Consider the following 26,138-nt stretch of genomic DNA (forward strand, 5'->3'; position numbering starts at 1 on the left):
GGGGAGGGGAGGCTCCTGGCGGCCCTGCCGGTGCGACTGGTGCCGGGCTCCACCTCGGGCGAGGAGGGCTCCTCGGGCGCCCTGTCGTCCCTGCCGCTCGTCCTCACGGTGGCCTGGAGCGGCGTGGCGCTCGCGGGGGTGGCGGTGGTGGCGCTGCTGGTGGGCGTGATGGCGCTGAGCGAGCGACGGGGCGCCTTCGTGTCGGCGGTGACGCACGAGCTGCGCACGCCGCTGACGACGTTCCGCATGTACACGGAGATGCTGGCGGCGGGCATGGTCCCGGACGCCGCGCGGCGACAGGAGTACTTCGACATCCTCCACCGCGAGGCGGAGCGGCTCAGTCACCTGGTGGAGAACGTGCTCGCCTATGCCCGCATCGAGCGCGGGCGCGCGCCGGCCCGGCTGGAGCCCGTGGCGGTGGACGCGCTCGTGTCGCGGATGGAGCCCCGGCTCGCCGAGCGCGCGCTCCAGGCGGGCCTGGTGCTGTGCGCGGACGTGCCCCCGGACGTCACCGTGCTGACGGACCCGTCGGCGGTGGAGCAGGTCCTCTTCAACCTCGTCGACAACGCGTCCAAATACGCCGCCGGCGCCACCGACCCACGCCTGCACCTGGAGCTGGAGCGTCGGGGCCGCCGGGTGGGGCTGGTGGTGAGGGACCACGGCCCGGGCGTGGACCGGGCCACGGCCCGCAAGCTCTTCGAGCCCTTCTCCAAGTCCGTTCAGGCCGCGGCCCGGTCCGCGCCCGGCGTGGGCCTGGGGCTCGCCCTGTGCCGCCAGCTGGCCCGGAGCATGCGCGGGGAGCTGCGCTACGCCCAGGCCCCCGAGGGCGGCGCCCGCTTCGTGCTCTGGCTACCCACCGCGTAGCCCGCGTCCAGATCGACCCAGGACCTCGGGGTCGCCCACCCTCCAGGGCGTGGTGGGAAGCCGAGGCGTGCCCACCCCCCATGCGCGGGGCCCCGAACGCTTCCTCGCTGGCACGTGCGCCAGTCGCCTTTGGAAATGTGGATAAGAGAGAATAGCCCGCGAAGTTGGCGATCCTGCGTTGCGCCAGGACGGCCATGAGCGCAGCTTGGCCATCCCGGCGGGCAGGGAATTGTCGGTATTCACGAAAACAATTCTTTGTTCTCAAGGTTTGCGGGGGATTTCGTTCGACAGGCTAGGCAGGCGTGGCGAAGCGACTCGATGGGATGTGAGACCCAGGAGGACACCATGGGCATGTCGGAGAAGACATCGCTGCTGGAAGGCGCTCGCAACGAAGGAGGAGAGGGCCGGGACGCCCTTCAGGGGGTGGCGTACCAGGAGCTCCGCGAGATGACGCATGCGGCCATGAGCGGAGAGGCCTCGAGGGCCACGCTGCGTCCCATGCTGCTGCTGCGCGACATCTGCGGGCGGTGGGCGGGGGAGTCCGCGGACCTGGAGCGACGTCGCCATGTGCTGGGGGTGGGGGCCCAGGCGATGCGTCGGGCGTTGGTGGAGGCGGTGCGGGTGCGCAACGCCCGCCGTCGGGACACGCTGCGTGAGCCGTTGTACCTGCACGACGAGGTGACGGAGTCCCCCGTGGGCGTCGACATCGACGTGCTGGGGTTGGAGCGGGTGCTGGTGGAGCTGGAGTCGTTCAAGCCCCGGCTGGCCCGCCTCGTGGAGCTTCGTTACTTCGCGGGCCTGGGCATCCAGGAGACCGCCGCGGTGCTGGGCGTGGCGCCCGCCACCGTGCGCCGGGACTGGGCCTTCGCGCGCGGCTGGTTGTGCGAAGGCGTGGGGCACTGACGCTCCCCACGTCGTCGTCCTGGTGCGTGTTGCCTGGCAGGCAACGTCCTGGTTCGCCGTGTTGTCCCCGGGTCCTCGCGGGGTGGTCGCGTCGTCACGCGCCCCCGAGTGACACGCGCCGCGGCACAGCACGTGCTCTGGGGGCCGGCGGGCCGTGCCCGAAGCCGGCCCTCACCAAGGACGAAGCTTCATATGAACCAGGGGAAGAAAGTGGGTCTGTTGGGGAGCCCGCTGCGTTGGGCCGGAGTGTCGATGACGCTGTTGTCGGCGCCCGTGAGCCTCGCGGAAGACTGCCCGACGCCGTCGCTGCAGCAGTGCGTGGACGTCGACTACCGCTCGAGCAAGTGCGGCGAGGCCCACGACGGATATTGCCAGCAGATCATCGAGACGGAGTGGAGGGCGCGCTGGGACAACGCGCCCAAGCGCACGGTGCTGTTGCCGGAGGAGTTCGGCAGCGGGACGGCGACGGTGGCCACCCAGCCCGTGTCGCTCGGCACGACGCGCGTGAGCGGCATGGACCAGGGCCTGTCGGGCCAGGTGCTCAAGGGCCAGATTCTCTACCGCAAGAAGCTGGAGAACCTGACGAAGGCGGAGCTCGCATACCTGGGGCAGATGCAGGCCTGGGACAAGAACGGGACGCAGGTGACGTCCTGCCAGGAGTACGTGGACGAGAAGTACCACGACTACAGCCGCTTCGAGCGGCGCTCGGGCGTGCACGGCGACGACTACCGCGCGCTGTTCCAGTCGGCCTACGAGAAGGAGGGCATCGCCCACCGCACGCTGTACAGCCGCGACGGCAAGAAGCTGGCGTCCATCTGGGGTGAGACGCGGGTGGCGAAGAACGCGTACTTCGCCTTCACGCCCGGCCCCTACCCGAAGGGCGTCAAGCCCTACGAGTTCACCACCGAAGCCGCGCGGCTCGCCAACAACCCGGAGGCCCGGCAGTGGGCGGTGGCCTCGGACTCGTGGCACCAGGAGATGGCCGAGCAGCTCGCGCACATCCCGGATGACGAGCTCACCGTGCGCCAGGAGGAGCAGGAGGGCTTCATCGCGCTGCTCGCCCAGCGCGCGGGCATCTACGCCGACTGGCAGAAGGCGTACGCGCTCTTCCTGAAGAAGGACCGCGACACGAAGGAGCTGAACGCCACCACCGCCGAGCGGCTCTACGCGCTCGACAAGGTCATCGAGGAGCGCCTGGTCCAGGCCGAGGGGCAGGGCTGCCTCGACTCGAAGTACGTGACGTCCTGCGACTGGAGCCCGCGCCGCTACAAGCTGGAGCTGGACGCCGCCATGGGGCCGCGCCGCGCCGCGGACCTGCAGGCGTGCTTGTTCCTGACGGGCAACGACTTCAGCGAGACGAGCTTCGTGCGCAACGCCCACCTGCTCAAGATCTCCACCCTGAAGGAGAAGGACTACACCCTCAACACGACGATGCTGGCCCAGTACGTGCTCGCCTACGGCCAGTACATCCAGGCGCAGCAGGCGCCCACCAACCCCTCCACGGGCCTGGTGCGCCATGGCGGCGAGGCCGGTGACAGTGGCTACGCGGGCGACAGCTTCATGGGCGCCGGCTACGACTACAACGCCGGCTGGGAAGTCACGGCGCCGGGCGCGTCGAGCGCGCGGATGCAGGCGAAGGGCTTCGGCCTGACGGGCCCGTGGTGCGAGTACAACGCGCGCATCTACGGCGAGTTCAACGCCTACGCGAACCTCTTCAGCCCCACGCGCATGGAGGTCATCCACATCGACGGCTCCGCGGGCACCGAGGGCAACGGCATCCGGCTCACCGTGGGGGCCCGCTTCCTGGGGCAGTCCGTCTACACCCACGACCAGACCTACCCGCTGCGCGTCACCTTCGCGCAGACCAAGCCCGTGTACGCGTTCGACGAGGCCCAGACGTCCTACACCTTCATGGTCTGGTACATCCCCGTCACGCTGACGGCGGGCGTGTCCGCGGAGACGGGCGTCAAGTTCGACATCGGTGGCGCCATCACCCGTGACTGCGCGGCGGACCTGCTGGGCGTGGACCTGTTCGGCATCCTCACGCCGTACCTCACCGTCAATGGCTTCGCGTCGGTGGGCATCGGCCTGCCGAAGGTCCAGATTGCCGTCCGCGGCACGGTGGTGCTCACCCGCGCCAACCTCCCGCTGGAGACGGACATCGGCATCTACCTGAGCTCGCCCTCGCACCCGACGGACCCGAACACGCTGTTCCTGCGCCTCACCTCGAAGCTGGACATCGAGACGCGCTTCCTCGACGGGCGCATCTCGCTCTTCGCGCAGCTGTTCGACCTGAAGGCCGAGTTCCCCGTGTTCTCGTGGAGCGGCTTCGGCTTGAAGCACAACATCTACACCGAGACGAAGACGGTGCCGCTGGCGCGCATCTTCTAGTCACACGGTGGGGCCGCTCCGGCGCTCGCGCGTCGGGGCGGTCCTCCAGGGACGCCATGGCCCTCCAACGCCATGGCGCCCCGCCCCAGTCCCTTCCTTTCGAGGTCCTTCATGCGTCGCCCGAGGCTCGCCGTCCGTACGGCCGTGCTGTCCACCCTGCTGCTCACCGGCTCGCTGTCCGCCTGGTACTTCACGCGCCCCACCGTCGTCGCGGGCGAGGGCGCCCCGGTCGTCGTGAGCGACTCCCGCCTGCCCCTGTTCCAGTGGACGCCAGGCGAGGAGCGCGTCTATCGGTTCGCCTGGGATGACCTGCAGCGGGTGGAGCTCCCGATGCCCGTCCCGGGTGGCGTGGCGGCCTCCGGCGCGGTGGAGGGCACGCTGCACCTGGAGGGCTCGCTGGCCCTGCGCGCGCTCGAGGTCCGCCCGGACGGCACGCGGGTGCGGCTGTCGTTGAAGTCCCTGGAGCGACACGACGCGGTGCTCTCCGGCCAGCAGCTCTTCCCCGACGCGGCCTCCGTGGTGACGCAATTGCCCGAATCCGCGTCCGCCTGGGTGGAGCTGGACGCGAAGGGCGCGCTCCTGGCGGTGCGCTTCTCGGAGTCGGAGCCCGCGATGTTCCGCCAGCTCGCGCAGACGCTCGCCGCGGAGCTGTTCCCCACCACCCTGCGCGATGCGGCCGAGTGGGACGTCGTCGAGTCCAACCAGACGGGCGAGGTCCAGGCCCGCTTCCAGTTCGACGGGGACTCCGTCCTGACGCGGCGGCGCACGCGCTACGTGGCGCTGAACGCCGCGGGGAAGGGGCGGCCGTTCCAGCAGGAACTGCGCTCGCTCACCCGCTTCGAGCGCGCGCCGGATGGCCGGATGGCCGGGGTGTCCCACGACGAGTCGCTGGACGCGACGCGGACGGATGGCGCCCCGCTGATGTCGCGCCGGATGCGCCTGCGCGTGACGTTCTCCGCGCGGAGCATGGCGCCGCTGCTGGCGAAGAACGAGGACAAGCCCCTCATCCGCAAGCCCGAGCAGATCATCTTCGAGGGGGACAAGGAGACGGCGCTCCTGCGCAGCCAGGCGGACGGCATGACGGTGGACGAGGTCCTCCGCGTGCTCGCCTCCGCCACGCGCCCGGAGTCCATCCCGGAGCTGGACCGCTTCGTGCGCCGGGCCATCGCCGCGCTCAAGCTGGAGCCCGGCAGGACGCGGGAGCTCGCGGCGTCCTTCCTGCGTCCGGGCGTGAATCCGGGACTGCGTGAGCTCACCATGGACGTGCTCGCGGGCACGGGGCATGGAGCGGCCCAGGCGCTGATGCGCGAGCTGCTCCAGGCCCCCGCGGCGCGCGAGCACGAGACGTCCTACGGGCTGATGCTGCAGCGCGCGGGCTTCCTCGAGGCGCCCGAGCCGGAGACGGCGCGGATGCTGACCATGCTGCGGGAGCAGGCCCGCGCGGGCAACGACGTGGCCACCCGGCGCGCGTCCGAGTACGCGCTGGGCGGCGTGGTGTCGAAGCTCCCCTCCGGGGACCCCAACGTGGCGACCTACCTGCGCCCGCTCCAGGACTCGCTGCGCGACGCGAAGGACCCGCAGGACCGCATGCATGCGTTGCGCGCACTGGGCAACACGCGGCAGGAGGCCGTGTTGGATGAGGCGCAACCCTACCTGCGCGACGACTCCGCCGAGGTGCGCGCCGCGGCGGCCGAGTCCCTGCGCGGCGCGCCGCAGGAGATTGCCACGCGCATGCTGCTCGACTCGCTGGTCCAGGAGCCGGAGCGACTGGTGCAGGCGGCGCTGCTGGACGCGCTGGACGCGCGCAGGCTGGATGGGGCGGACCTGGAGCGGCTGCGCGCCTGGGTCGTCTCAGGGGGGATGGTCTCCGGGGTGGAGGCCACGCTGCTCAACCTCATCACCCACCGCATCGATGGCGGGGGCGCGCCGGTCCTCCAGATGCTCCAGGCGCTCGCGCTGCGCCCGGGCCAGCAATCCTCCACGCGCGCTCGAATCATGTCGCTGATGGCCCAGTCCTCCGCCGAGCTGGGGGGCTGAGTCCCGTCGCGGCCTTCACTTCACTCCCACAACACCTCCGAGAACTTCATGACACGCATCCTCAACGGGCTGGGCCTGGTGGCCCTGCTCGGCCTCTTCCTGGCGCCAGTCGCCCACGCGGACATCGTGGACGACGTGTGGCGCGGCACGAACGTCCGCCTCAACGCCGCGCGCATCCACGTGCGCGGCAACGACTACGCCACGGGCTACTGGCTCTTGCCCAAGTCGGCGGGCACCCTGAACCTGCACGTCCCCGCGCGCACCTTCGGCGTGAACTCCGACCTGGTGCTGAACCTGTGGGGCTCGCGCAGCGGCAACGTCATCACCTGGACCTTCGACGACACGCTGCCCTCGCCGTACTACCTGGGCGACGCCAACAGCGTCACACGCGTGCGCGGCACGCTCAAGGCCTTCGCCCGCCAGGTGCGCGGCGCGGATGACCCCTACTGCGAGAGCGCCTCGTGTCCGCACAACGTCGAGCTGGTGCTGACCGGCGGCAGCCAGGTCTGGGTGGATGGCTACACGGACATCGTCTTCAAGTTCTACTGGACGGAGCCGGTGCAGGTCCGTCAGTTCGTCGCGTATGCGGGCGTACCGCGTCCTCGCCTGGCGGCGCTCCGGGTGCTGACATCCACCAACCGCTGCCCCTCCTCGAGCGCCACGGAGCTGTCGGGTGAGGTCGTCCTGAGCAGCCCCGCGCCCGCGGGTGGGACGCTGGTGGAGCTCTTCAGTGTGGATGCGAGCGTGGGTGTCCTCAACGTGCGCGTGCCCGAAGCCCAGCGCACCGCGCGCTTCGCCATCCGGCTGCCCCCGCATTGGGGTGGACCCACCGTCATCCAGGGCTCCTCGGGCGGCATGCTCCAGTCACAACGGGTCGCCCTCAACCGGTGCGTCACCCAGGTGTTCGAGTTCACCCGATGGCGTCAGCTCCCGGAGGTGGCGATTGCCCGCCTCCTCACCAACGAGGGCGCGGTCATCGCCCGTCTGGCGAACGACGAGTCGGACAGCCTCATCACGAGCAGGTCCACCGTGCAGTCGCTGCGCGAGGCGCTCGGCGCGGACCGCGTCGACGTGAAGGGCGTCAGCGCCAGCGGCGACCTGTTCGCCACCGCGTACTCGTACAAGGGCCCGGCCGCGGTCCGGATGAAGGCGAACGAGGTGAAGGCGGGCGCGCAGCTGCGGGTCGACGGCTACGAGGCCCTGGTGGGCAACGCGCACGGCACGCCGCTGGTGCGCTGGCCCGATGACAAGGACGTCGTCTACGTCGTCGACGAGGTCGGTCCCGCGAAGCGCGAGGCGCTGACGGGGCTCGGCGCCGGGCGCCTGTTCTTCAACGCGCTGGGTGAGTCGGCGGCCGTGGTGCAGACGGAGAGCGGCCCCCGCGCGGCGCTCATCGCCGGCAAGGAGCGTCACCTCCTCCTGGAGCTGGAGGCGGACCTCGCCGCGCTCAACGACGTGGGCACGGTGCTGGGGACCGCGCGCATCTCCAGCAAGCAGAGCCGGCCCTTCCGGTGGACGCGCGAGAAGGGCGGCGAGCTGCTGCCCCTGCCCGAGGGCGCGCTGTCCGCGAGGGCCTGGGGCCTCAACGCCAGCAACTGGGTGGTGGGCACGGCCACGGGCGAGGACAAGTCCCAGCTCGCGTTCATCACCCCGCCGGACGGGGAGAAGAGCTACCCGCTCTCCCAGCTCGCGCCCAAGGAGCTGGAGAAGGCGGGCCTGCGCGTGGTGGAGGCCTTGTCCATCTCCGACAACCTCGAGGTGCTGGTCCGCGCCGTGAATGGCGACGGCAAGTCCGTGCACCTGGTGCTCAGTCCGTGAGCGGCGCGGAGCCGGTGCACCCCATGTCCTTCCAAGCAACGAGGAACCCCATCGTGAACCTGAACTCGCCCCTGCGGGGGCTCCTGATGCTGTGCATGGTCGTCATGGCGGGCTGCGGAAGCTGCCAGGGCGGCAACTCCGGATGCGACCCCAGTCAGTATGGAACCAGCGGCTGCGAGTGCCGGACGGACTCCGCGGGCTGTGACACGGGCCTGGCCTGCAACAGCGGCACGTGCGTGCCGTGCGGCGGCGAGGGGCAGGAGTGCTGCGTCGCCGCCTCCGCCACGTACTGCGGCGGCTCGCTGATGTGCGTGATGGAGTCGGGCGGGGAGCTCTGCCGCAACTGCGGCGACGTCGGCGAGGCGTGCTGCAACTCGTCGGGCAGCCAGGTCTGCAACGCCGGCGGCAACTGCATGGGCGGGACGTGCCAGTCCATTGCCGCCACCGCGTGTGACGCGGGGGGGACGGTGTTCTCCCTGGGCATCGAGACCAAGCAGTTCTGCGCGGTGCGCGTCGTGGACGTGCGTGCGACGTCGGCGCAGAGGGCGATGGAGTGCGCCACCGCCAGCGCGCTGTTCGACCCGATGACGGAGGTGCTCACCGCCACGCCCAACCTCCCCATCCAGGACATCGAGGTCTGCGTGGAGACGGCGGCGGAGGGCCGGCGCACCACCACCGTCCGGGCCTTCGGCGAGTACGAGGCCCAGCGCTGCGCGCGCTTCACGCGCTGCGGGAGCGACGGCTGCCTCTCCGTCCGGCTGGGGGCCTGCCGGTAGCGTGCGAAGGAGAACTGGAGCGAGGCCGCCTTGGGGGGCGACCTCGCTCCCACGGGCCGCGGCGAGGGTCATCGAAGGCCCTCGTCGTGGCCGTGGTTTCAAGGGCTCAGGGCTTGCCCAGCAGCTCCAGCGCGGACGTCGTCAGCGCGGTGACACCCGTGCGCAGCGTGCGCTCGCGGTCCGGGATGAAGCCGGAGGAGTGCAGGGACGGGAGCGGCTCACCCCCTGAGCGGGCCTGGAGGAAGCGCTGCGGCTCCACCGCGCCCAGCCACAGGAGCGCGGCGGGGACTCCGGCGCGGCCGTACTCGGAGAAGTCCTCGCCGCCCATGACGGGCTGGGCCTCTCCGACGTTCTTCTCGCCGAGCACGCGCACCACGGCCTCGGTGAGGCGGCGGGTGAGGGCCGGGTCGTTGTAGGTGGCGGGCGTGCCCTCGGTGACGTCGACCCTGGGCGGCCGCGTGGCGCCGGAGGCCAGGGCCTCCGCCTTGGCGATGCGCTCGATGCCCGCCAGGAGCGCCTTGCGGACCTCGGGCTTGTAGGAGCGCACGGTGAGCTGCAGGCGCACGTCGTCCGGGATGATGTTGTGCTTGGTGCCGCCGTGGATGGAGCCCACCGTCACCACCGCGGGCTCCAGCGGGTGCTTCTCCCGGCTGACCAGCGTCTGGAGCGCGAGCACCGTGCGCGCGGCCATCAGGATGGGGTCCACCGTCGTGTGCGGGTACGCGCCGTGTCCGCCCTTGCCGAAGAGCGTGATGTCCACCGAGTCCACGTGGGCCATGGCGTAGCCGGACACGTACTCCACGCGGCCCGCGGGCGCCGCGGTGGTGTTGTGCAGCGCCACCGCGAAGTCGGGTTTGGGGAAGCGCTTGAAGAGTCCATCCGCGAGCATCTTGCGCGCGCCGGCCCCAATCTCCTCCGCGGGCTGGCCCACCATCATCAGCGTGCCCTTCCACTGGTCCTTCTTGCGCGAAAGCAGCGTCGCCGTGCCCAGCCACACCGTCATGTGCACGTCATGCCCGCAGGCATGCATCACCGGCACCGTCTGCCCGTCGCCGCCCTTCACCTGCACCTTGCTGGCGTAGGGCAGGCCCGTCTTCTCCTCCATGGGCAGCGCGTCCAGGTCCGTGCGCAGCATGACCGTGGGCCCGGGGCCGTTGCGCAAGAGCGCCACCACGCCCGTGCCGCCAACGCCCGTGGTGACGTCGAAGCCCAGCTTGCGCAGCCGCTCGGCCAGCTTCGCGGCGGTCTTCTCCTCCTGGAACGACAGCTCGGGGTGCTGGTGCAGGTCGCGGTACAGCGCGTCCAGCTCCGGATAGAGGCCGTCGAGTCCACCCAGCACGGGGGACGGCTGCGCGCGTGAAGCGGACGCGGTCAGCAGGACGACGAGCACGGCCAGCAGGGAAGGGCGGTTCACCAGGAGGTCTCCGGTCCGTTTCGAGGGCCGGGCTACTACAGCACATCGCGCGAGGCCCCGGCGTCCACGCCCCTTGGTCGCCGGGTCATCCCGGACGCACCGACGCGAGTCGCGCCCGCTCCACGTCCGGCGCGAAGCCCGTGCCGCGCAGGAAGTCGAACCAGCGCTCCAGCACCGTCTCCACCGGCGGCAGCTCCACGCCCATCCGCCGGGCCATCGCGAGTGCGGGCTCCACGGGGTAGCGGGCGGTGTCGAGGAAGTCGAGTGACTCGGTGGCCGCGCCCAGCAGCCGCTCGGGCAGCCAGCGCACCCACGACACGGGCAGTGACAGGCGAGGCGCGCGTCGGCCCGAGCGTCGCGCGGTCCAGCGAATCAGCTCGTGGAACGTGGGCGAGCCCGGGTCCATCAGCGTGTACTCCTGCCCCGCGGCCTCCGGAACCTCCACCACTCCCGCCATGAAGCGCGCCACCGTGTCCACCGCGACCACGGGGACGAAGGTGTCCTTCGAGCCCAGGAGGACGGGCATCTTCCCGGCGTGGACGTGGGCCACGGTGTCGCCGAGCCCCAGGCGCTGCACCGTCGCCCCGGTGCGACTGTCTCCGATGACGGAGGACGGGTGCACGGTGGTGATGGGGACGCCCAAGCTCCCGGCGGTCTCCACCGCCACCTGGTGGGACAGCGCCTTGGATGCCTCATAGGCGCCGGAGTCCTCGAAGCTCAGCGGGGGGGCGGGGACGATTCGCCCCGAGGCGTCGAGCCGCGGTCCGATGCGATAGCCCCCCACGAGCACGAGCCGGCGCAGCGCGGGCAGCTTCGAGGCCAGCTCCACCACGGCGCGGGTCCCCTCCACGTTGGTGCGCTGGGCCTCCTCGGGCGACAGGTGCCAGGCGAAGCGCGCGCCCAGTTGGAACACGTCCCGCACGCCCTGGAGGGCTTGGGTGTCCGCTGGCGTGAGCCCCAGGCCCGGCGCGTCCAGGTCTCCTTCGAGGAACACGAGCCGCTCGGGTGCGCCTCCGAGCGCCGCCACCCAGTCCCGGTAGGGCTGGCTGCGTCCCTGGGCGTTGCGAGCGAGCACGGCGACGTGTCGCCCGCGCCGCGTCAGCTCCGGCACGAGCCAGCGCCCCAGCAATCCCGTGGCGCCGATGACGAGCGAGTCCGGTGACGAATCCTTCATGATGACGACCTCTGTATCTAGACCAGTCTACATATTCTGGAGTCGCGCCGACGCGGCCCATCCGCGCACGGCGTGGGCCGCGCTCAGTCGAGTGAGAGCAGGCGCTCCAGTTCCTTGGAGAGCTCCTCGACGGGAGCCCGGCTGCGGTGGGCACGCATGAGCAGCAGCGCGCCCTCGATGGAGGAGAGCACCAGGGCGGCGCGACGGCGCGACTCGGCGGGCGTGAGTCCTTCGGTCCTGAGCCGCTCGGTGAGCAGCTGCTGCCAGGACTGGAGCGCCTGGGCGGCGGCGGCGCGGACCGGCTCCGGCGTGGCGCCGGAGGACAGCACCACGGCGGAGACGGGGCAGCCCTTCTCGAAGCCGGAGGACTCCGCGCGGTCCGCCAGCTGCGCGAGCGCGCGACGCAGCCCGGTGACGAGGCCCTTGGATGTGGCGAGGTGCTCACCGAGCAGCCGCGTCACCTCCGCGGACGAGGCCTGGAGGGCTTCGATGGCGAGCTGCTCCTTGCCCCCCGGGAAGTGGAAGTAGAGCGAGCCCCGAGGCGCCTTGCCGGCCTCGAGCAGCTCGTTGATGCCCGCGCCGGCGTACCCCGAGCGCTCCAGCATCTCCGCCGCGGCGGCAATCATCCGCCGACGAGTGTCCTCTCCCTTGCTCACGACCGGATGAATATACCAGTCATCATATTCTGTCGAGCCCTTCGACGCCGGGGCTCAGCGGCGGCCCTTGCCCAGGCGGGCGATGAAGAGCACGTGGCGGGGGCCCTTGGTGCCGTGGGCGTGGGGGTGGAGGACCTCCACGGTGAAGCCGCACTTCTCCAGGCGCCGCTCGAAGCCAGGGGCGGGGCCGGCGCTCCAGACGCCGAGCGTTCCCCCGGAGCGCAGGGCGCGCGCCGCGTTGGACAGGCCAGGCAGGCCATAGAGGCCCTGGTTGTCCGGGTGGGTGAGCGCGGTGGGCCCGTTGTCCACGTCGAGCAGGATGGTGTCGAAGGTCTGCGGGTTGCGGGCCATGACGCGGCTGACGTCGGCTTCGACGACGGAGACGCGCTTGTCCTCCAGCGGCGCGCCGGCGAGAGGCGACAGGTGGGGCCCTCGGTTCCAGGCGACGACGGTGGACAGCAGCTCCGCCACGGTGACCTGGACCCCCGGGCCCACGGCGTCCAGCACGGCGCGCACGGTGTAGCCGAAGCCGAGTCCACCGACGAGCACCCGTCCGGTGCCTCGGCTCGCCAGCTCCGCGCAGCCGGCCTTCGCGAGCGCCTCCTCGGAGCCGTGCATGCGGCTGGACATCAGCGTCTGTCCTCGCACGCGCAGGACGAGCTCGTCCCCTCGGCGGACCAGGGTGAGCTCCCCCACGTCCGGGACATTGGCGCTCTCGAGTGTCTCCCAGGGCTTCATGCGCCCGGCTCATCGCCCGGAGCGGGCCCGGGGTCAAGCACTCCGCGCGGCACGCCCGGCCCTCGTGCCTCTGCCTGTGTGCAATGCCCTGTCCCGTCCTCATCCATATCCCCGCGAGGGCGCCAGGTCGCGGCGTCCCACCGGAGGAGGCATCCAGGCCATGAACGAGCGCGAGGCTTACCTGCAGAAGATGGACGCCGAGAAGCAGCGCATCGACGCGCGAATCGCGGAGGTCGAGGCACAGGCTGACATCCGTCAGGCACAGGACGAGATCCAGGAACTGAGGGGCGTGAAGCAGCGCCGCGAGGCATTCCACCGCAAGCTGGAGGAGCTGCGCCAGCGCGGCACCGAGGACTTCGAGCGGGGCAAGCAGGAGCTGCTGCGCGCCTGCGACGACACCCGCAAGTCGCTCGACGACGCGGAGGAGCAGGCGGGCCAGCGCCGCGCGGCCTACGAGCGCAAGCGCGAGGCGGAGCTGCGGCAGTTGGGGGCCCAGTTCGACGGGTACGAGGCGGACATCTCCCGCTCCCGCGCGGAGGACTCGCTGCTCACGAAGGAGGAGCTGCGCTTCCTGCGCTCGTCGTTGTCCAGCACGGGGGAGTCGCTGCGGCGATTGATGAAGGCCCAGGGCGGCGAGTGGGCGAGGCTGCGGGGGGAGTACGAGGCGTCCTGGCGCGAGCTCGTCGAGAACTCGCGCAAGATTCGCGCGGACAGCCCCGATGCGTCGCAGACCCCGCCGTCTCCGTCCTGAGTTCGCGAGGGGACCCAGGACGTCCCATGCGCGTGGAGGACGTGCGCCGGCGTGACGCGGCCCTCATGGCGCGACACCCGGCGCATCCTGTCGGCGCTGGAGACGGGCACGGTACATTCCGAGTCTCTCCCGGAGGCATCGAATGGGCGTGTTCGTCGAGCCGTCACAGTCCTCGCGCGAGTCCACCTCCGCGTCCTCGGCGGGAGGTGGCGCCATGGAGGCGGGCTCGTCGCGCACGAAGTCGCTGGGCGCGCTCCAGCAGGCGCTGGACTCCTCCCCGAGGGTGGTGGCGCAGGCGAAGCAGGCGCAGACGCTCCAGCGCCGTGCCTCGCCGCGCAACGACACGGGCCTTCCGGACTCGCTGAAGTCCGGCGTCGAGTCCCTGTCCGGCATGTCGCTGGACGACGTGCGCGTGCACTACAACTCCTCCGCGCCCGCGCAGCTCCAGGCCCTGGCCTACACGCAGGGCTCGGACATCCACGTGGCGCCGGGCCAGGAGAAGCACCTGGCCCACGAGGCGTGGCACGTCGTGCAGCAGAAGCAGGGACGGGTGCGGCCCACGGCCGAGTTGCGGGGCGCCGCGCTCAACGATGACTCGGGCCTGGAGCACGAGGCCGACGCCATGTCCGCGCGGGCCGCGAGGCTCCCGGCGGAGTCCTCGCATGACGTCGCGACCGCGCAGCTCAAGGCGGCTCCGAGCACCGGCTCATCAGGGGCGAGCCTCCCCATCCAGCGGGTCGCGGTGCAGCTTGGCGCGAGTGCCGCGGGGCGCATCAACCAGGTGAACGTGGGCGGGCGCGCCGGCTCGTTGTGGCCCACGGAGCGCCACCACACCACGCCGTGGCAGACGTACCTCGACACCCTCGACCGCGCCCTGCTCGGCCGGACGCCTGCCACCGCCATCAACAACATGAACACCCTGGACAATCACCTGCACCAGCTACCGGGCTGGGACCTGGTCGACAGCCTCACTGACGACAGGCAGGAAGCCCTCCGGGAGGAGATCGACCTGCTGGCCGCCCATCGCGATGCCGCCAACAACGCGGCTCCAGGGACGATGGCCCAGGGATTCTCGCTCCAGGCGTATGTCCAGCAGTGGTTGGTCGTCCGCAGCAAGCTCCCCCTGTCTCAAGCCAACTTCGGAGGCGGCGCGGGCAATGTCGCGAACGACGCCGCCGTCGCCCGAGCGGGTAACGCGGCCGATGGGGGTGGCGTCACCAACGACGAACTCCGGGACGCGCTGTTCAGCCTCTTCGACTTCGATACCGTCCAGAACTTGCACACGGACGAGGACGGAGAGAACGACGAGGGCGAGTACGCCGCCCTGGGGCTCGACCCCGAACAGACGAACGAGAGCCTGGACGAGCTGCGCGCCATGCTCTTCGAGCAGCACGCCCGCTCCGTCCGGTTGGCCTATCCGGTGGCCTTTGGGAGGCTCTACGCGAACGTTGACGCGATGGTGGCCGCCATGGAGGCCCACTGGGGCGTCGGCGACGAGTCCGAGGCCGAGCTGTCGGATGACTCCGAGATGACGGAGGCCTCCGACTCCGACTGAGCCCGCCCACGAAGAAGCCCCCCGCCCGTCCACGAGGGACGGGGCGGGGGGCTTCGAGTGCTTCCATTCCCGCGGCCGTGCCTACGCCGTGCGCTTCACGTTCTTCGACGCGTCCACCAGCACCTTGGCGAACGTGAGCCCGTTGGGGCCCGCGTCGGCCTGGATGGTGTCGCCCGGCGCGAAGTCGCCGTTGAGGACCTTGATGGCGAGCGGGTCCAGCAGGTTCTTCTGCACGGCGCGCTTGAGCGGACGGGCGCCGTACGTCGGGTCGTACCCGCGCTCCGCGAGCAGCTCCCGGGCCGCGTCCGTCAGCTCCAGCGTGAGGCGCTTGTCCGCCAGCAGCTTGCCCAGCTTCGCCAACTGCAGGTCGACGATGCGGTAGATGTCCTTCTTGCGCAGCGGCTCGAAGATGACGATTTCGTCCACGCGGTTGAGGAACTCCGGACGGAAGTGCGCGCGCAGCGCGTCCAGCACCTCGTCGCGCGTCTTCTCGTCCAGCTCGTCCTTGCCCGCCATGCCCGCCTGGATGTCCGCGGAGCCCAGGTTGGACGTCATGATGAGCACCGCGTTCTTGAAGTCCACCGTGCGGCCCTGGCTGTCCGTCAGCCGGCCCTCGTCGAGAATCTGGAGCAGGATGTTGAAGACATCCGGGTGCGCCTTCTCGATTTCGTCGAAGAGCACCACGGTGTACGGCCGGCGGCGCACCGCCTCCGTGAGCTGTCCGCCCTCCTCGTAGCCGACGTAGCCCGGGGGCGCGCCGACGAGCCGCGCCACCGCGTGCTTCTCCATGTACTCGGACATGTCGATGCGGACCATGGCCGAGTCATCGTCGAAGAGGAACTCCGCCAGCGCCTTGGCCGTCTCCGTCTTGCCCACGCCCGTGGGGCCCAGGAAGATGAACGAGCCGATGGGCCGGTTGGGGTCCTGCAACCCGCTGCGCGCCCGGCGCACGGCGTTGGACACGGCCTCGATCGGGCTCCGCTGACCAATCACCCGGTTCGCCAGCCGCTCCTCCATGTGGACCAGCTTCTGGACCTCGCCCTCCATCAGCCGGGAGACGGGGATGCCCGTCCACTTGGCCACCACGGACGCGATGTCCTCCGAGTCCACCTCCTCCTTGAGGAACTTGTGGTTCTTCTGCAGCTCCATCAGCTTGGAGTTCTGCGTCTGGAGCTCCTTCTCCAGGGACGGCAGCACGCCGAACTTCAGCTCCGCGGCGCGGTTCAAATCGCCCTGGCGCTCGGCCGCGAGCTGGTCGTTCTTCACCTTCTCCAGCTTCTCCTTCAGCGTCCGGATGCCGGCGATGGCGCCCTTCTCCGCGTCCCAGTGCGCCTTGAGCCCGTCGAAGCGCTCGCGCAGGTTGGCCAGCTCCCGCTCGATGGTGGCCAGACGCTCCTGCGAGTGCAGGTCCGTCTCCTTGCGCAGGCCCTCCTTTTCAATCTGGAGCTGCGTCATCTTCCGGCGCATGTCGTCCAGCTCGGTGGGCATGGAGTCGATTTCGATGCGCAGGCGGCTGCCGGCCTCGTCGACCAGGTCGATGGCCTTGTCCGGCAGGAAGCGGTCGGCGATGTAGCGGTGGCTGAGCGTGGCGGCGGCCACCAGCGCGCTGTCCTGGATGCGCACGCCGTGGTGCACCTCGTAGCGCTCCTTGAGGCCACGCAGGATGCTGATGGTGTCGTGCACGCTGGGCTCGCCCACGTACACGGGCTGGAAGCGGCGCTCCAGCGCGGCGTCCTTCTCGATGTGCTTGCGGTACTCGTCCAGCGTCGTCGCGCCGATGCAGTGCAGCTCGCCGCGCGACAGCGCCGGCTTGAGCATGTTGCCCGCGTCCATCGCGCCCTCGGCCTTGCCCGCGCCGACAATCGTGTGGATTTCGTCGATGAAGAGGATGACCTGGCCCGCGGAGTCGGAGACCTCCTTGAGCACCGCCTTGAGCCGCTCCTCGAACTCGCCGCGGTACTTGGCGCCCGCCACCATGGCGCCCAGGTCCAGCGTGATGAGCTGCTTGTTCTTCAGGCCCTCCGGCACGTCGCCGTCGACGATGCGCCGCGCCAGGCCCTCCGCGATGGCCGTCTTGCCCACGCCCGGCTCGCCGATGAGCACCGGGTTGTTCTTGCTGCGCCGGCTGAGCACCTGGACACAGCGGCGGATCTCCTCGTCGCGGCCGATGACCGGATCCAGCTTGCCCGCGCGCGCCGCCTCCGTCAGGTCGCGCCCGTACTTCTCCAGCGCCTGGTACGTGGACTCCGCGTCCTGGCTCGTCACGCGGCCGGAGCCCCGGACCTCCTTGAGGCTCGACAGCACGCGCTCGCGCGTGACGCCCGAGGCCTTCATGATTTCGCCGACGGTGCCCTTGTCCTGTGTGAGCGCCAGCAGCAGGTGCTCGGAGGAGATGAACTCGTCCTTGAGCGCCTTGGCCTCGTCGTCGGCCTTGTCGAAGGTCTTCAGCAGGCGCTGGCCGAGCATCGCGCTCTCACCGCCCTGCATCCGCGGCAGCTTGCCGAGCGCCTCGCCCAGACGGGACGCGAACAGCTTCACGTCCGCGCCAATCTTGCGCAGCAGCGGGTCGACGAGGCCGTCCTTCTGACCCAACAGCGCGGCGGCCAGGTGCTCCGGCTCGTACTGGGGATTGTCGGCGCGGCGGGCCAGCGTCTGGCCCTCTTGGATGGCTTCCTGGGCCTTCACCGTGAACTTATCGAGTCGCATACACTCAACGTAAGAGTCGCGGAGGGCTTGGCAAGTTGGTGCGGTGCGTCACGAGTCGCGGCTTGGGCTGCGCCGGAAGCGGAATACTTTGGACTCCTGGTAGCGGCTGGCTTTTCGAGGTGCCTGGGTTGCCACGAGGGACGTGGCTCGGTTATAGGCGGCGCGCACCCGCGGGGGGCTGAACCTGGAAGCGCACGGCGGCTATCTCATTCGACTCGAAAGCTTCGGCGGGCTGGAGTTGCTCCGGCAGGCCCGCGAGGCGCTGCAACTGGACGGCGCGTCGGGCGCCACCGGGCTGCAGGTGTCGGTCAACCGTCGCCGCAAGGTGGTCCGGCTGGCCTACGTGGCGCCCTTCACCCAGGGCCGGCCCGGCGCCCACTGGTACGCGGCGCACCATGCGCTGCCCCGGCTGCTGTCCCGCGCGGCCAACACCACCGTGCACGCGTACGTGTACGACCCGGACGAGGGCGAGGAGGTCATCGCCTACGGCAACGGTCGGCGCGTGGGCGGCGAGCGGGTGGTCTACGACAACGTGGACCTGCCGGAGGGCCGTCCCGAGGATTTGGACGAGGCCGCCTTCCTGCACATGCAGTCACGCTGGCCCATGGGGCACCTGGCGCACGTCTTCGGGCTGTCGCGGCAGGCGCTCCTGAAGCTGCCCGTGACGGGGCAGGTGCTGGGGCTGGAGGACTCCACCGCGGACGTGGAGGCGGTCCTGGAGTCCCTGCTGCCGGGCTCCGTGGCGCCCCACGCCCACTGAAGGACGGCTAGCCGTCGACGGCGCCGTCCTGGGTGACGAGCGCCTGGCGCACGGACTCGCTGCGGAAGAACTGGCCAATCACGGCGAAGGTCCCCGCGATGAGCGTGGTGCCCGCCACCGTCATGCCCAGGGCGAGCCAGGGAGCCACGGTGGTGACGGCCTCGGCGGCGGAGGGGTTCTGATACTCGGGGCGCTGGGCGAGCGTCTGGGCCAGGGTGACGCCCACGCGTCGGGCCACCACGGCCCACTGGGCGCCGTCGATGGTGCGCAGCACCGCCACCGTGACGGCGGCGCGGCCGAGCATCCGTCCCATGGCGCCCCGGGGCAGGTCGCCGGGGCGGAGCATGCGCAGGGCGGACACGAAGACGAAGGCACACGCCACGGCGAGCACGCCCATCAGCGCGGCACGCGGCTCACGCATGGGCTCGAGCGCCTGGTACTGCGTCTCCAGCAGGTGCTGGAGCACGGCCGGGTCATTGCCGAGCAGCAGCGGCGGGCCCTTCTCCAGGTGCTGGGAGCGCACCTCGTAGAAGTGCGCCAGCTCCGTGGCCTCGTTCAGGGATGCCCAGCCCGTCAACGCGGCGAGGATGCAGGCCACCAGCGCCGCGAAGCGGATGTGCCCGGGCAGCGAGCCCGAGCGGGGAGCAGACACCGTCACCGCTTGCTTGCCTCCACGAAGCGCAGTCGCAAGTCGGCGAGCAACCCGTCGAAGAGCTTCTCCTCTTCGGCTGTCAGGTTGCCCCGCGTCTTCAGCCGCAACATCGACAACAGGTCCAGGTTCTGCCGGGCCAGCGGCAGGTCCTTCGTCGTCTGGCCCGTTTCGGGGTTCGGCGCATCACCCAGGTGGATGAGCACCGCGGTGCCCAGCCCCATGATGAACGTGGTGAAGCCGATGGGCTCCTCGGACGCGGAGCGCGCTTCCCCCCGCATGACGAAGGTCTCGCCGCGCTTCTCGTCCGCGGGGCTCATGGATTGTTCGGCTCGTCTTCGGAGGAGGAAGCGACGGCGGCCAGGTCGGCCTCGTCGTTGTTGGTGACGGGGGCCTCGTCGTCCGCCTCGTCGGCCTCATCGGACTCGTCCACGTCGTCCGTCTCGTCCTCGTCGTCGTAGTCATCCTCCACGTCGTCGAGCATGAAGGTCTCCACCGGGACGGACTTGTCCGCCACATCAGGCAGGCTCTCGAGGTAGCGCTTGTGCGCCTTCTCGTCCAACTGGCCCGAGCGCAGGTACCGCTCCGCGGTGCGCTTATCGAGGTGCTTGGGGTCCACCGTGTCCGCCATGTTTCAAATCCTCAGAATTGCTTGGAAAACAGCGCGCCACCTTATAGCAGAGGGGCCGCCTGTCAACGCCGCCGTCCCGTCTTCCCAGTGCCGATGAACGTCCCGCCCCGTCCGCTGCTTCCCCCCGGCCTCTATCTGTTGTGCGACGACACCGTGTTGCCGGGCATTCCGCTGGTGGCCAAGGCGGAGCGCCTGCTGGCGGGCGGCGCGCGGGTGGTGCAGCTGCGGATGAAGCGCACGCCCGTCCGCGAGGCGCTGGAGGTGGCGCGGACGGTGGTGTCGCTGTGCCGGAGCGCGGGCGCGGTGTGCCTGCTCAATGACCGGGTGGACCTGGCGTTGTTGTCGGACGCGCACGGGGTGCACGTGGGGGATGAGGACCTGCCCGCCCGGGATGCGCGGGCGCTGTTGGGGCCCGGCCGGCTGGTGGGCGTCACGGTGAGGGATGAGCGCGGCGCGCGGGAGGCGCTGGAGGCGGGCGCGGACTACGTGGGCGTGGGGCCGGTCTTCGGCACGACGACGAAGGCGGTGCCGGCGCCGGTGCTGGGGTTGGAGGGGCTTTCGCGCGTGGTGAAGGGCAGCGCGTTGCCGGTGGTGGGGATTGGCGGCGTGGGGCTCGCCAACGTGGCGAGCGTGGCGGCGACGGGCGCGCATGGCGCGGCGGTGGTGTCGGACGCGCTGCTCGCCCAGGACATCGCCGAGCGGGTGCGGCTGCTCGCGGGCGCGTTTGAACGAGGCCGTGTGGGGGGGTAGGTTCGTCCGACGGACTCCCCCATGAACAATCATCCGCGACACCACGGTCAGCCGCCCCGGCGGCCCAACATCGGCATCACCCCGGACTGGAGCCAGCCCGAGGACCAGCCCTTCGCGAGGTACGAGCTGAAGGTGCCCTACGCGGAGGCGGTGCTGCGCGCCGGAGGGCTTCCCTTCGTGTTGCCGTACGCGGACGACCCCACGTGCGTGGAGGCGTATCTGGACCGGGTGTCGGGACTGCTCGTCACCGGCGGCGCGTTCGACATCCCTCCCGAGGCGTATGGCGAGACGGCGCGCGAGGGGCTGGGCGCGCTCAAGGAGGGGCGCACCGCGTTCGAGGCCGCGCTGATGCGTGGGGCGCTCAAGCGGAACATGCCCGTGCTGGGCATCTGCGGTGGCATGCAGCTGCTCAACGTGGTGCTGGGCGGCACGTTGTTCCAGGACATCGGCCGCGAGGTGCAGGGCGCGCGCGAGCACGAGCAGAAGCACGACCGCACCCAGCCGCAGCACCCGGTGGACGTGCGCAGCGGTTCGCTCCTAGCGGAGGCGGTGGGCCACGGCCAGCTGATGGTGAACTCCACGCACCATCAGGCGGTGCGCACGGCGGGCAAGGACGTGAGCATCTGCGCGATGGCGCCGGACGGTGTGGTGGAGGCCATCGAGTCCACCGCGCACGCGTTCGCCGTGGGCGTGCAGTGGCACCCCGAGTACATGTCCACGACGATTCCCGTGCACGTGGGGCTGTACAAGACCTTCGTGCAGAAGGCGCGTGAGCATCGGCGATGAGCCCGAGGGTGGTGCTGCTCGCGGGGCTGGAGCCGACGGGGCGGGCGGGGCTGTTGGCGGACGTGGCCGCGGTGCGCGCGCTGGGTGGGCAGCCCGTCGCGGTGCCGCTGGCGCAGACGGCGCAGGGCCGGCGGACGTTCTCCTGGACGGCGTCTCCTCCGCGGGTGGTGACCGCGCAGCTCACCGCCGCGCGCGAGCTGGGGGAGGTGCACGCGGTGAAGTGGGGGATGGTGCCGGGCCTGCCGCAGCTGGAGGCCGCGAGCCGCGCACTGAAGAGCGCGAAGGCGTGGTGGGTGGTGGACCCGGTGGTCTTCACATCACGGGGGCAGCGGCTGTCGCGCCTGTCCGCGCGGCGCTACCTGGCGCTCGCGGGGCCGCGGGTGGTGCTCACGCCGAACCTCGATGAGGCGGGGTGGCTTCTGGGGCGGCCCGTGCCAGAGGACGTGGCGGGTGCGCGCGCGGCGGCGACGGAGCTGCTCTCGCATGGCTTCGGCGGGGTGCTGGTGAAGGGCGGGCATCTGCCCGACACGGGGGCGCTGGCGGACGTGCTGGCCACGCCTGATGGCGTGCTCGAGGTGAAGGGCCAGCGGCTCGCGCGCTCCCCGGAGAAGCGCGGGACGGGGTGCCGGCTGGCGTCGGCGCTGGCCACGGAGCTGGGGCGGGGCCAGTCGCTCGAGGCGGCCACGCGCACCGCGCGCAAGCTGGTGATCCGCTACCTGAAGACAGGCCGCGAGTAGGGCTCCACGAGTCGCGCTGGCCGCGGCAGCGCACTGGCGGCGTCGAGGTGAAGTCGGGCCGCGAGTAGGGCTCCACGGGTCGCGCTGGCTGCGGCAGCGCACTGGCGGCGTCGAGGTGAAGTCGGGCCGCGAGCAGGTGCATTCCTCGGGGCTGAGCTGGCTGCGGCAGCGCACTGCCGACGTCGAGGCGCGTGCAGCGGCGTCGAGGTGAAGCCGGACCGCGAGCAGGCGCACGCCTCGGGCCGCGCTGGCTGCGGCAGCGCACTGCCGACGTCGAGGCGCGTGCGGCAGCGTCGAGGGGAAGCCGGACCGCGAGCAGGCGCACTCCTCGGGGCCGCGCTGGCTGCGGCAGCGCACTGCCGGTGTCGAGGCGCGTGCGGCACCGTCGAGCTGAAGCCGGGCCGCGCGTAGCCGCACGCCTCGGGCCGCGCTGGTGCGGTGCGAGGCCCAGGGCGTCATCACGCACTCACTGGCAGCGCGACTCGCGCAGCGGCGCCGAGCCCCGCGGCGCCATGAGCCGTCGTGAGTCCGGCTCCGCCCGAGGTCCGGGCGGGGGACCTACTCGCCGCGGCTGCGGCTCTCGAAGCGGGTGTACTCGGCGAGGAACACCAGCGGGATTTCGCCGATGGGGCCGTTGCGCTGCTTGGCGATGATGAGCTCGACGGGGATGACGGTGGTGGCGCCCGTCGACGGGGGCGGAGCCTCGCCGCCTTCCTCCACCTCTTCACGGTGGATGAACATCACCACGTCGGCGTCCTGCTCGATGGAGCCGGACTCACGCAGGTCCGACAGCATGGGCTTGCCGCCCTTGCGCTCCTCGACCTTACGGCTGAGCTGACTGAGGGCGATGATGGGCACCTCCAGCTCCTTGGCCAGCTGCTTGAGCGCACGGGAGATTTCGGCGACCTCCAACTGGCGGCTCTCCACCTTGCCCTTCTGATGCATGAGCTGGAGGTAGTCGATGATGAGGAGCGACAGGCGCGGGTCCTTCTGCTTCACGCGCCGCGCCTTCGCGCGCAAGTCGAACGGCGACAGACCGCCGGAGTCGTCGATGTAGATGGGCGCGTTGTAGAGCGCGCCCGCCATCTCCTGGAACTTCTCCTCGTCATGCGGAGAGAGCCGGCCGCCACGCAGCTTCTTCATGTCCACCCGCGCGGTGGACGCGAGCAGACGCATGAGCAGCTGGTCGGCGGGCATTTCCAGGCTGAAGATGCCGACGGCCTTGTTGTCCTTGAGCGCCGCGTGCACCGCCATGTTCATGGCGAACGACGTCTTGCCGACACCCGGACGGGCCGCGAGGATGATGAGCTCGCCGGCGTGCAGGCCCGTGAGCTGGTTGTCCAGGTCGATGTATCCGGTCGACAGGCCGGTGATGCCCGTCGCCGCCGACTTCATCTTGTCGAGCAGGTCGAGCGTCTGCTCCATCAGCTCGCTGACCGGACGCAGATCTCCTTCGCGCTTCTTCTCCGCGAGGAGGAACACCTTGCGCTCGGCCTCGTCGAGCAGCACCTCCAGCTCGCCCGTCTCCTGGCTGGCGAGCTCTTGAATCTCCCGGCCCACGTTCGCGAGCCGGCGCCGCAGCGCCTGGTCCTTGACGATGTTCGCGTACTGGACGGCGTTGGAGGCCAGGGGGACGACCTGGTCCAGCCGCATCAGGTACGCGGGGCCACCCACGGCGACGAGCTGCCCGAGGACCTTCAGCTCCTCCGCCAGCGTCAGGTGGTCGACCTGCTTGCTCTGGCCGTCCAGGCGGATCATCGCCGCGAAGATCTGGGCGTGCGCCGGGCTGGAGAAGTCGTCCGCGTGGACGACTTCGCCCACCGCGGCGATGAGTGAGTTGTCGGCGAGCACGGACCCTAGGACCGCGCGCTCGGCGGCGAGGTCCTCGTGGACCTTTCGCCCGTCTCTGACGTCGAGGGAGTTCTCCATGGCTGCCCGTCCACTCTACAGGCGGCTCTGACATCCCCCTATTTTTCCGCCACAGACCTGTAGCAACGGGTGGGCACAAGGCGTCTTCCACCCCACCAGGTCACCCCTCCAAGCCCCAGCGCCGCAGGAAGGCTTCACGCCACGTGCGGCTGAGCACCACCGTCGTGCCGTTCTTCAGTACGAGGATGCCGTCGCCGTGCGTCCAGGGCTCCAGCCGGGCCACGGCCTCCAGGTTGATGATGTCGCCCCGGTGGATGCGCACGAAGCGCTCCGGGTCCAGGCGCTCCTCCAGGGCGCGGAGGCTCTGGCGGACCAGGTGCTCGCCGCCGGCCGTGTGGACGCGCACGTACTTGTCCTCGGAGGACAGGCGCCACACCTCCTCCAGGCGCAGCGGCACCCAGGCCTCGCCGGACTTCACCACCAGCCGCTCCAGCGCGCGTCGGGGGGCCGCGGTGGCCACCTCGCGCAGCAGCGCCTGGAGTCGCTCGGCTTCGCCCCCACCGCCGAGGAGCTGGGCGTGGGCCTTGTCCAGGGCGCGGGTGAAGCGCTCGCCGTCGTAGGGCTTGAGCAGGTAGTCCACCGCGTGGGCCTCGAAGGCCCGGAGCGCGAAATGGTCATAGGCCGTGGAGAAGATGACGGCGGGGCCCGGCTCGGCGCCGACTGCATCGAGCACCTCGAAGCCCGTCAGTCCCGGCATCTGCACGTCGAGCACGACGAGGTCCGGCCGGAGCGCCTCGATGCGCTCCAGCGCCTGCGTTCCATCCTCCGCCTCGCCCACCAGCGTGAAGCGCGTCTCGTGCTCGAGCAGGCGCTTGACCTTCGCGCGGGCGGGCGCCTCGTCATCCACCACGAGCAGTCGGAAGGTCGTCATGGCGTCAGGCTCCGTCCCTTCGTCCGAGCGAGGCTCGCGGCCTCCGTCGGCACGCCGCGCGACGACTCCCTCGCCTCGCGGGAACATGCGCCTCGTCGACCACCCATGCGCGTCCTCATGGCATGCCGCTCCGAGGCAGCGTGAGCGCCACGTGTGCGCCGCCCTCGGGCCCGCGTCCGCGCTCCAGTCGAGCCCGTCCCCCGTGCAGCAGCGCCAGCACCTGCCCCAGGTGGGAGAGCCCCACGCCCGGCCCCGAGGCCGGTGAGCTCTCGCCGAAGCCTCGCCCGGTGTCCTCCACCTCCAGGCGCAAGTCACCGCCGCTCTCGCGAGCGCGGATTCGCACCTCCAGCGGCTCGCGGCGGTCCTGGTTGTGCTTCACCGCGTTCTCCACCAGCGTCTGCAGGGCGAAGCAGGGCACCCGCGCCGAATCGAGGGCCGGCGCCACGCTCCAGCTCACCCTCAAGCGGTCCCCGAAGCGCGCGGACAGCAGCGCGATGAAGCGCTGCGCATGGGCCCGCTCCTCCGCCAGCGTCCACGTGGGCTCGGCCCGCTCCAGGCTCGCGCGCAGCAGCTGCCCCAGATCACTCAGCAGCCGGTCCGTGCGCGCCAGGTCCTCGTACATGACGGAGCTGATGGTGTGCAGCGAGTTGAAGAGGAAGTGCGGATGGAGCTGGCCGGTGAGGGACTGGAGCTGGGCGGCACGCAGCTCGCCCTCCAGCTCCGCCGCGCGCAGGGCCCGGGCCTGTCGCTCACGCCACGAGGCCAGCAGGATGACGAAGGCCGCTGTCAGCCCGTAGACGAGCACGTCCTTCACCATCTCCATCGGCAGCCGGAAGCCCAAGGGGCCGTAGTCGTACCGCCCCCAGCCGAGCAACACGTAGAGCGGATGGCGCGAGCCCATCATGAAGAGGATGTGCGCCGTCGTGTAGAGCGCGAAGCACACCGTGTGCAGCCCCACGAAGCGGGGCCAGCCGGAGGACCGGGGCGACGGCGCATTGAGCGCCGCGAACAGGATGAAGGGCGCCGCGAGCCACCCGGAGAGCGCTCCGGTGAGCTCCCACAAGTAGGCCCGTGACGCGGGCAGGGAGGTGAGCCCGTTGGCCAGCTGGTCCAGCCGCACCGCGGTGCCATACGACAGCCCGATGAGCAGGCTGAGACCCAGCGTCACGAGCACCGGACGGACACGCAGGTGTGGCCAGCGCCACGCGGGCTTCACGAGGGTGGGGGCGTCCATGAGGTCCT

23 protein-coding genes are annotated in these 26,138 nt (G+C 70.8%); 12 read left to right on the forward strand and 11 right to left on the reverse strand.

Translation table 11 applies throughout. The annotated features are described in order from the left end of the window. From FL311_RS11745 to FL311_RS11770, 6 genes are all read left to right on the forward strand, one after another. Window positions 1-864 (forward strand): sensor histidine kinase KdpD (locus FL311_RS11745; RefSeq protein ID WP_141325130.1); only part of this gene is annotated, 864 nt, incomplete at its 5' end. 351 nt (window positions 865-1,215) lie between these two features. Beyond that, window positions 1,216-1,767: an ECF-type sigma factor gene (locus tag FL311_RS11750; RefSeq protein WP_141325131.1), complete on the forward strand. Its 552-nt coding sequence runs from the start codon at window positions 1,216-1,218 to the stop codon at window positions 1,765-1,767. 252 nt (window positions 1,768-2,019) lie between these two features. Next, window positions 2,020-4,158: a hypothetical protein gene (locus FL311_RS11755; RefSeq protein ID WP_228556824.1), complete on the forward strand. Its 2,139-nt coding sequence runs from the start codon at window positions 2,020-2,022 to the stop codon at window positions 4,156-4,158. A 111-nt stretch (window positions 4,159-4,269) separates the two neighbouring features. Next, a complete protein-coding gene (locus FL311_RS11760) occupies window positions 4,270-6,195 on the forward strand; it encodes a HEAT repeat domain-containing protein (protein WP_141325133.1) in 1,926 nt (641 codons plus the stop codon). 48 nt (window positions 6,196-6,243) lie between these two features. Beyond that, the gene (locus FL311_RS11765) at window positions 6,244-8,013 is read left to right on the forward strand and encodes a hypothetical protein (RefSeq protein WP_141325134.1); all 1,770 of its coding nucleotides are present in this window, start codon (window positions 6,244-6,246) and stop codon (window positions 8,011-8,013) included. Between the two features lie 53 nt (window positions 8,014-8,066). Beyond that, window positions 8,067-8,789, forward strand: a complete 723-nt coding sequence (locus tag FL311_RS11770) for a hypothetical protein (RefSeq protein ID WP_228556825.1) — start codon at window positions 8,067-8,069, stop codon at window positions 8,787-8,789. A 106-nt stretch (window positions 8,790-8,895) separates the two neighbouring features. Here FL311_RS11770 and FL311_RS11775 read toward each other — a convergent pair whose 3' ends face one another. The 4 genes from FL311_RS11775 to FL311_RS11790 all read right to left on the reverse strand — a co-directional run bounded on the left by FL311_RS11775 (window position 8,896) and on the right by FL311_RS11790 (window position 12,771). Beyond that, window positions 8,896-10,188, reverse strand: coding sequence for an amidohydrolase (locus tag FL311_RS11775; RefSeq protein ID WP_228556828.1), 1,293 nt, complete (start codon window positions 10,186-10,188; stop codon window positions 8,896-8,898). A gap of 100 nt (window positions 10,189-10,288) precedes the next feature. Continuing rightward, window positions 10,289-11,377 carry an SDR family oxidoreductase gene (locus FL311_RS11780; RefSeq protein WP_141325137.1) on the reverse strand — a complete coding sequence of 363 codons (1,089 nt, stop codon included), beginning with the start codon at window positions 11,375-11,377 and terminating at the stop codon, window positions 10,289-10,291. 83 nt (window positions 11,378-11,460) lie between these two features. After that, window positions 11,461-12,003 carry a TetR/AcrR family transcriptional regulator gene (locus FL311_RS11785; protein ID WP_141325138.1) on the reverse strand — a complete coding sequence of 181 codons (543 nt, stop codon included), beginning with the start codon at window positions 12,001-12,003 and terminating at the stop codon, window positions 11,461-11,463. Between the two features lie 84 nt (window positions 12,004-12,087). After that, the gene (locus FL311_RS11790) at window positions 12,088-12,771 is read right to left on the reverse strand and encodes a hypothetical protein (RefSeq protein ID WP_141325139.1); all 684 of its coding nucleotides are present in this window, start codon (window positions 12,769-12,771) and stop codon (window positions 12,088-12,090) included. 160 nt (window positions 12,772-12,931) lie between these two features. On the opposite strand from FL311_RS11790, the gene FL311_RS11795 reads away from it, so the two are divergent. Together FL311_RS11795 and FL311_RS11800 are read left to right on the forward strand one after the other, a co-directional pair. Next, window positions 12,932-13,522: a hypothetical protein gene (locus tag FL311_RS11795; protein WP_141325140.1), complete on the forward strand. Its 591-nt coding sequence runs from the start codon at window positions 12,932-12,934 to the stop codon at window positions 13,520-13,522. Between the two features lie 142 nt (window positions 13,523-13,664). After that, window positions 13,665-15,077 carry a DUF4157 domain-containing protein gene (locus FL311_RS11800; RefSeq protein WP_141325141.1) on the forward strand — a complete coding sequence of 471 codons (1,413 nt, stop codon included), beginning with the start codon at window positions 13,665-13,667 and terminating at the stop codon, window positions 15,075-15,077. An 81-nt stretch (window positions 15,078-15,158) separates the two neighbouring features. On the opposite strand, the gene clpB is transcribed toward FL311_RS11800, so the two are convergent. After that, window positions 15,159-17,783 (reverse strand): ATP-dependent chaperone ClpB, encoded by a 2,625-nt coding sequence (clpB, locus tag FL311_RS11805; RefSeq protein WP_141325142.1) that lies wholly within the window; start codon window positions 17,781-17,783, stop codon window positions 15,159-15,161. A 238-nt stretch (window positions 17,784-18,021) separates the two neighbouring features. On the opposite strand from clpB, the gene FL311_RS11810 reads away from it, so the two are divergent. Continuing rightward, window positions 18,022-18,543: a hypothetical protein gene (locus FL311_RS11810; RefSeq protein WP_141325143.1), complete on the forward strand. Its 522-nt coding sequence runs from the start codon at window positions 18,022-18,024 to the stop codon at window positions 18,541-18,543. A gap of 7 nt (window positions 18,544-18,550) precedes the next feature. Here FL311_RS11810 and FL311_RS11815 read toward each other — a convergent pair whose 3' ends face one another. From FL311_RS11815 to FL311_RS11825, 3 genes are read right to left on the reverse strand one after another with little or no spacing between them, the layout of a single operon-like run. Further along, on the reverse strand, window positions 18,551-19,201 hold the full coding sequence (locus FL311_RS11815; protein ID WP_228556826.1) for a hypothetical protein: 651 nt from the start codon (window positions 19,199-19,201) through the stop codon (window positions 18,551-18,553). Then, entirely contained in the window at window positions 19,198-19,512 is a 315-nt protein-coding gene (locus FL311_RS11820) for a DUF1844 domain-containing protein (protein WP_141325144.1), read from the reverse strand. The genes FL311_RS11815 and FL311_RS11820 overlap by 4 nt, the downstream gene beginning before the upstream one ends. Continuing rightward, window positions 19,509-19,823, reverse strand: coding sequence for an RNA polymerase subunit sigma (locus tag FL311_RS11825; protein WP_141325145.1), 315 nt, complete (start codon window positions 19,821-19,823; stop codon window positions 19,509-19,511). Before FL311_RS11825 ends, FL311_RS11820 begins: the two co-directional genes overlap by 4 nt. Before the next feature lie 93 nt (window positions 19,824-19,916). On the opposite strand from FL311_RS11825, the gene thiE reads away from it, so the two are divergent. Genes thiE through FL311_RS11840 form a run of 3 tightly spaced genes read left to right on the forward strand, consistent with a single transcriptional unit; the run spans window position 19,917 to window position 22,096 of the window. Continuing rightward, entirely contained in the window at window positions 19,917-20,573 is a 657-nt protein-coding gene (gene thiE / locus FL311_RS11830) for a thiamine phosphate synthase (RefSeq protein WP_141325146.1), read from the forward strand. A gap of 21 nt (window positions 20,574-20,594) precedes the next feature. Beyond that, on the forward strand, window positions 20,595-21,359 hold the full coding sequence (locus FL311_RS11835) for a gamma-glutamyl-gamma-aminobutyrate hydrolase family protein (protein WP_074956041.1): 765 nt from the start codon (window positions 20,595-20,597) through the stop codon (window positions 21,357-21,359). Continuing rightward, the gene (locus FL311_RS11840; protein WP_141325147.1) at window positions 21,356-22,096 is read left to right on the forward strand and encodes a bifunctional hydroxymethylpyrimidine kinase/phosphomethylpyrimidine kinase; all 741 of its coding nucleotides are present in this window, start codon (window positions 21,356-21,358) and stop codon (window positions 22,094-22,096) included. The genes FL311_RS11835 and FL311_RS11840 overlap by 4 nt, the downstream gene beginning before the upstream one ends. A gap of 558 nt (window positions 22,097-22,654) precedes the next feature. On the opposite strand, the gene dnaB is transcribed toward FL311_RS11840, so the two are convergent. The 3 genes from dnaB to FL311_RS11855 form a co-directional block, all read right to left on the reverse strand. Further along, window positions 22,655-24,025, reverse strand: coding sequence for a replicative DNA helicase (dnaB, locus tag FL311_RS11845; protein ID WP_046715141.1), 1,371 nt, complete (start codon window positions 24,023-24,025; stop codon window positions 22,655-22,657). 100 nt (window positions 24,026-24,125) lie between these two features. Continuing rightward, window positions 24,126-24,896, reverse strand: coding sequence for a LytTR family DNA-binding domain-containing protein (locus FL311_RS11850; RefSeq protein WP_141325148.1), 771 nt, complete (start codon window positions 24,894-24,896; stop codon window positions 24,126-24,128). Window positions 24,897-25,011: 115 nt separating this feature from the next. Next, window positions 25,012-26,130, reverse strand: a complete 1,119-nt coding sequence (locus FL311_RS11855; protein ID WP_141325149.1) for a sensor histidine kinase — start codon at window positions 26,128-26,130, stop codon at window positions 25,012-25,014. Between the last annotated feature and the right edge of the window lie 8 nt (window positions 26,131-26,138).

The sequence above is a fragment of the Myxococcus sp. AB025B genome (assembly GCF_006518215.1).
Taxonomy (GTDB): Bacteria; Myxococcota; Myxococcia; order Myxococcales; family Myxococcaceae; genus Myxococcus; species Myxococcus fulvus.

Excerpts from the sequence above, each read along its gene's own strand:
- FL311_RS11855 (WP_141325149.1), bottom strand. The coding sequence starts at position 26,130 with ATGGACGCCCCCACCCTCGTGAAGCCCGCGTGGCGCTGGCCACACCTG.
- FL311_RS11835 (WP_074956041.1), top strand. The coding sequence starts at position 20,595 with ATGAACAATCATCCGCGACACCACGGTCAGCCGCCCCGGCGGCCCAAC.
- FL311_RS11750 (WP_141325131.1), top strand. The coding sequence starts at position 1,216 with ATGTCGGAGAAGACATCGCTGCTGGAAGGCGCTCGCAACGAAGGAGGA.
- FL311_RS11790 (WP_141325139.1), bottom strand. The coding sequence starts at position 12,771 with ATGAAGCCCTGGGAGACACTCGAGAGCGCCAATGTCCCGGACGTGGGG.
- FL311_RS11795 (WP_141325140.1), top strand. The coding sequence starts at position 12,932 with ATGAACGAGCGCGAGGCTTACCTGCAGAAGATGGACGCCGAGAAGCAG.
- FL311_RS11785 (WP_141325138.1), bottom strand. The coding sequence starts at position 12,003 with ATGATTGCCGCCGCGGCGGAGATGCTGGAGCGCTCGGGGTACGCCGGC.
- FL311_RS11850 (WP_141325148.1), bottom strand. The coding sequence starts at position 24,896 with ATGACGACCTTCCGACTGCTCGTGGTGGATGACGAGGCGCCCGCCCGC.
- FL311_RS11825 (WP_141325145.1), bottom strand. The coding sequence starts at position 19,823 with ATGGCGGACACGGTGGACCCCAAGCACCTCGATAAGCGCACCGCGGAG.
- FL311_RS11755 (WP_228556824.1), top strand. The coding sequence starts at position 2,020 with ATGACGCTGTTGTCGGCGCCCGTGAGCCTCGCGGAAGACTGCCCGACG.
- clpB (WP_141325142.1), bottom strand. The coding sequence starts at position 17,783 with ATGCGACTCGATAAGTTCACGGTGAAGGCCCAGGAAGCCATCCAAGAG.
- FL311_RS11800 (WP_141325141.1), top strand. The coding sequence starts at position 13,665 with ATGGGCGTGTTCGTCGAGCCGTCACAGTCCTCGCGCGAGTCCACCTCC.
- FL311_RS11760 (WP_141325133.1), top strand. The coding sequence starts at position 4,270 with ATGCGTCGCCCGAGGCTCGCCGTCCGTACGGCCGTGCTGTCCACCCTG.
- FL311_RS11820 (WP_141325144.1), bottom strand. The coding sequence starts at position 19,512 with ATGAGCCCCGCGGACGAGAAGCGCGGCGAGACCTTCGTCATGCGGGGG.
- FL311_RS11780 (WP_141325137.1), bottom strand. The coding sequence starts at position 11,377 with ATGAAGGATTCGTCACCGGACTCGCTCGTCATCGGCGCCACGGGATTG.
- FL311_RS11765 (WP_141325134.1), top strand. The coding sequence starts at position 6,244 with ATGACACGCATCCTCAACGGGCTGGGCCTGGTGGCCCTGCTCGGCCTC.
- FL311_RS11840 (WP_141325147.1), top strand. The coding sequence starts at position 21,356 with ATGAGCCCGAGGGTGGTGCTGCTCGCGGGGCTGGAGCCGACGGGGCGG.
- dnaB (WP_046715141.1), bottom strand. The coding sequence starts at position 24,025 with ATGGAGAACTCCCTCGACGTCAGAGACGGGCGAAAGGTCCACGAGGAC.
- thiE (WP_141325146.1), top strand. The coding sequence starts at position 19,917 with ATGAACGTCCCGCCCCGTCCGCTGCTTCCCCCCGGCCTCTATCTGTTG.